Origin of the sequence: Streptomyces sp. (genome assembly GCF_031178505.1) — a bacterium.
Taxonomy (GTDB): Bacteria; Actinomycetota; Actinomycetes; order Streptomycetales; family Streptomycetaceae; genus Streptomyces; species Streptomyces gulbargensis.
Genome location: NZ_JAPSIW010000621.1, coordinates 1 through 4,230, shown reverse-complemented (window position 1 = coordinate 4,230; position 4,230 = coordinate 1). Strand labels below are relative to the sequence as shown.

Sequence of the window (4,230 nt, the reverse complement as noted above, 5' to 3'; positions counted from 1 at the left end):
CCTACACCGCCGGTTCGGCCCATGTGAACGGCCACGACGACGCCGGCAGCCTGCGGGCCGGGAACCTGGCCGATCTGGTCGTCCTGGACCGGGACATCCTCACCGGCCCTGCGGAGGAGATCGCGGACGCCCGGGTGGAGCGCACCTATGTGGGAGGCGCGCTCGTCCACGCCGCCTGAACCGGCGGTCCCGGCCGGTCACCGCCGGGTGTCCGGGCGAGGCGGTGCCGCCGCGTCCCGCCGTCGGGGGTGTGCGCCGGAGGTCTTCGCCCCGGATCCGCCGGGCGTCTTCCTCAGGCGTCCGTGTCCGGTGTGTCCGTCAGGTGGCCGAGCACCGATCGCATGGCGTGCCGGACCGCCGCCCGGGACTCCTCCGTGGGGTCGAGCGTCTCGAAGCCGTGCCGGCCGTGCGGCACGTCGACCACCTCGACGGCGGCCCCGTGGATGCGGGCGGCGTCCAGGAAGTCCGCGACGGTCCGCGCGAAGTCGGGGTGCTCCCGGCCGGCCCGGGTGAGGACGAGCGGGAGCCGCCCGGCGGAGGCCACCGCGGTCACGGGCCGGAACCGGGACGGGACCGTCTCCCAGCCGGGTGGCGGGGCGAGCACCGGGTACGTGAGGGCCAGGGCGCGCAGCCAGGGCGGCGGCGCGGCGAGCCAGTCCGAGGCGAGCAGTCCCCCGCCGGAGAAGAACCACAGGGCGATCCGCCGTTCGTCGACCCGGGGGTGCGCGCGGGCCCGTTCCACGGCCTCGGCCAGGTCACCGGCGGCCCGTCCGTAGTCGGTCAGGCCGTGCAGGCGGTGGTCCAGGGTGACGCCGACGGCGCCCAGGTCCGCCGCGTGGCGGGCGTAGCCGAGGAGGACCGGGGAGTCCCTCGGGGTGGGCCGCGCGTCGGCGGCCACCGGTCCGCCGTGGACGAAGAGGACGGCGGGGCGCGGGCCGTCGGCCTCCGGGAGGTGGAGGTCGATCCGGCCGGTGCGCTCGCGGGGCCGTACGGGCACGTCGAGAAGGAAGGGGCGGTCGGCGGCCGCGGCCGCGCCGTCCGGGCCGGGACCCGGCGCCGGGAGCCGGTGGCCCCGGCCGGCCGCGGCGGCGAGGAGGACGCCGGCGAGGTCGTCGGGGCGGGAGAGCATCGGCCAGTGGCCGGTGTCCAGCTCGAAGAAGGTCACACCGCGCTCGGCCAGGGCCCGGAACTGGGGCGGTCCGGCCTCCGCCAGCGTCTCGATCATGCCGATGCCCGGCCCGTCGGCGGTGCACAGGACGCCGGTGGCGGGGATGTCCGCGACGGCGGCCGGAAGGCGGAGCGGTTCGGTGAGGGTACGGGCGGGCTGGGGGACGGCCAGCCGGCCGAGCCGTTCGCGGGCGGCCGGGGACAGGCCCTCGGTGCTCCCCCAGCGCTCCCACTCCTCCCCCACCGGGGGCGGTACGTCGGCGGGGCTCGCGACGGTGGTGGCGGTCAGCCGGTCGCGGACCGCCTCGTCCCGGACGAACCGCAGGGCCGGGTCGCCGTCCTCGGCCAGGCCGGCGGCCACGTACACGACCCGGGCGATCCGCTCGGGGCGCCGGCCCGCGGCGCCGAGGACGGGATGGATGCCGTAGTCGTGGCCGACGAGCACAAGGTCCCCGGGGTCGTCGGTGCCGAGGCCGTCGATGAGCCGTACCAGGTCGTCGACGTGCGTCTCCAGGCCGATGTCCGTGACCGCCGGGCCGGCGCCCGGGGCGCGCGGCGAGGGCCCGGTGAGGGTGACCGGGTGGGCCGCGGCCCCTTCGGCCCGCAGCCGGGCGGCCACCTCGTCCCAGACCCAGCCGCCGGTGAAGGGCCCGGACACCAGCAGGAACAGCGTCATGATCGTCTCCTCGCACGTCGGTGATCGCACGCCGTTACGCTAGGAACTCCCCCTGAGGGAGGTTCAAGTCGTGATGTCCGACGACGGTTGGTGGAGCATCGGTGAGCTCGCCGCGCGGGCCGGTGTCACCGTCAAGACGGTGCGGTTCTACTCCGATCGCGGACTGCTGCCCGAGGCCGGTCGCAGCGCGGGCGGGCACCGCCGGTACGGACCGGAGTCGCTCGACCGGCTGCGCCTCGTCCGGTCCCTGCGCGGGCTCGGCGTGCCCGTGTCCGAGGTGGAACGGGTGCTGTCCGGGGGCGACGGGGCGCGGGACCCCGGCGGGGCGCTGGAGGAGGTCCTCGCGGGCCGGCTGCGGGAGGTCGGTTCCCGGCTGGCGGCGCTGCGCTGGCAGGAGGCGTCGCTGCGGGCCCTGCGGGACTCCCCGGCCGGGGAGCGGGCCGAGCGGCTGGCGCTGCTCGGCGCCCTTCCGTCCCCTCCCGGCACGGCCGCCCTGGTCGCGTTCTGGCGGCGTTCCCTGCCCGCGCGGCTGCCGCGCCGGGTGGTGACGGCCGTGCTCGACGCCGTGGTGCCGGAGCCGCCCGCCGAACCGGATCCCGGGCAGGTCCTCGCCTTCGCCCGGCTGCACGCCCTCGTCTCGGGGCCGGCGCGGGGCGGCGGGGGGTTCCGCGTCCCGCCGCCGCTGCCGGAGGGCTCGTACCGGGCGGGTGTGCTGTACGAGGGGCTGGCGGAGGCGTACGCGCTCGCCGCGGCCGAGGCCCGTGAGGGCCGGGAGCCGGACGGTGGCGCGGCCCTCGACGGCTTCGTCGCCGCGTACGCCGCGGCCCTCGGGGCCCGGGACACCCCGGAGTTCCGGCGCGGGCTCCTGGAACCGCTCGCCCGGGGCGCCTGCCCCTCGACGGTCCGCTACTGGAAACTGGCGGCCGGCCTCTTCCCGCCCGGCCGGCCCGTCGTCGGCGCCCTCCACCACCGGCTCTCGCTCGCGCTGCGCGACCAGGTGGCCCGCGACGCGGCCTGACCCGCGCCCGCCGGGGCGCCGCGAGGCACCCGCGCGGGTGGCCGGCACCGGCAGCCGGGTGAGGACACGCATGGGAAGGGCCCGGGGCGGGAAGGGGCGCGGGGCGACGTCCGGCCGGCGGGCGCGGGACGAGGAGGTGGTGGCGGTGACGGGGCCGATGACCGCGGAGGCGGCGGGTGCGCCCTGCTGGCTGAGCCTGGCGGCACGCGACCTGGACACGGCGCAGCGGTTCTACGGGGCGGTCCTGGGCTGGACCTTCCGGCCGGCCTCCCTGGGCGAGGCGTACGCGGTGGGCGAGCGTGACGGGGTGCCGGTGGCCGGGATCGCGGCGGTGGCGGCCGAGCTGGCCGTGCCGGTGGCCTGGACGGTCTTCTTCGCCGTCGACGACGCGGACGCGGCGGTCGCCCGGATCCGAGAGCGCGGGGGCACGGTCGGCGTCGGCCCCGTCGCCTATCCGCCGCGCGGGCGGGCGGCGCTGGCCACCGACCCGGAGGGTGCCGCCTTCGGGGTGTGGGAGGGACGGCTGGTCTCGCGCTGGCACGTCGGCGAACGGCAGGCCCCGGCCTGGCTGGAGCTGCACACGCGGGACGCCTTCGCCGCGGCCGTCTTCTACGGCGGGGTGCTGCGCTGGGCGGAGGCGGATCCGGGCTGCTGCGACGTCTCGTACGAGGAGGAGCGGGTGGTCCTGCGGCGCAACGGGCAGGCCGTCGCGCGGCTCGACAGCGGCCCCGTCGAATCGGCCTCGCCCCGCCCGCAGCTGCGCCCGCGCTGGCTCGTCCGGTTCCGGGTCCCCGACCTCGCCGCGTCGAAGGCGGCGGTGGTGGCACACGGCGGCTCGCTCGTCCCCGGCGGCGAGTGGGGCGGCGTCCACCGCCCGGAGGACGACGACACGGACCGCCGGGTCGTGGTCCGCGACCCGGACGGCGCGCTGTTCACGCTGGAGGTGGAGGACGACGGGGAGGGCTGAGCGGTGAGGGGCCGCCCTCCGGGGACATGACGGGCGGCTCCTGCGGCCCCGTGTGCCGGCTCCGGGCCGGGGTCACCGGTGAGCTGGTTCGGCCCGGCCGGAGGAGCGGGGTCCGGCGGACCGGCGCTCCGCGACCTGGCGGGCGGACGGGAGAACCGGCAGCGGCGCCTCGGGGACGCGCCGCCCGCGCACGCCGGGTACGGAGCGCGCCCGGGATCTTCCGAGCGAGGAGCGCCGGCGGCTGCCCGCGCCGGCCCCGCGGCCCGGGCGGACCACTGCCCTGTCCGCGCGTTCTCGCGATCCTGGGTGATCCCCGGCGAACCGCCGGGCGCCGGCCCCTCGGGCGTGCCGACCACACGGCCGGAGGCGCCCCCACAGGGGCGCCTCCCGTTCGGATACGGT

Annotated in this window: 4 protein-coding genes; 3 read left to right on the top strand and 1 reads right to left on the bottom strand. The window is 78.5% G+C overall.

Annotated features, from left to right (window positions below; genetic code table 11):
• A partial coding sequence (locus tag RIF68_RS29135) for an amidohydrolase family protein (protein WP_309054273.1) occupies positions 1 to 179 on the top strand: 179 nt, incomplete at its 5' end.
• Between the two features lie 113 nt (positions 180 to 292).
• Here the strand turns inward: RIF68_RS29135 and RIF68_RS29130 are convergent.
• Positions 293 to 1,843, bottom strand: coding sequence for an alpha/beta hydrolase (locus tag RIF68_RS29130; protein ID WP_309054272.1), 1,551 nt, complete (start codon positions 1,841 to 1,843; stop codon positions 293 to 295).
• A gap of 73 nt (positions 1,844 to 1,916) precedes the next feature.
• On the opposite strand from RIF68_RS29130, the gene RIF68_RS29125 reads away from it, so the two are divergent.
• Both RIF68_RS29125 and RIF68_RS29120 read left to right on the top strand, forming a co-directional pair.
• Entirely contained in the window at positions 1,917 to 2,861 is a 945-nt protein-coding gene (locus RIF68_RS29125) for a MerR family transcriptional regulator (protein ID WP_309054271.1), read from the top strand.
• A gap of 157 nt (positions 2,862 to 3,018) precedes the next feature.
• On the top strand, positions 3,019 to 3,828 hold the full coding sequence (locus RIF68_RS29120) for a VOC family protein (protein WP_375165192.1): 810 nt from the start codon (positions 3,019 to 3,021) through the stop codon (positions 3,826 to 3,828).
• Positions 3,829 to 4,230 lie beyond the last annotated feature (402 nt).

Excerpts from the sequence above, each read along its gene's own strand:
- RIF68_RS29130 (WP_309054272.1), bottom strand. The coding sequence starts at position 1,843 with ATGACGCTGTTCCTGCTGGTGTCCGGGCCCTTCACCGGCGGCTGGGTC.
- RIF68_RS29125 (WP_309054271.1), top strand. The coding sequence starts at position 1,917 with ATGTCCGACGACGGTTGGTGGAGCATCGGTGAGCTCGCCGCGCGGGCC.
- RIF68_RS29120 (WP_375165192.1), top strand. The coding sequence starts at position 3,019 with ATGACCGCGGAGGCGGCGGGTGCGCCCTGCTGGCTGAGCCTGGCGGCA.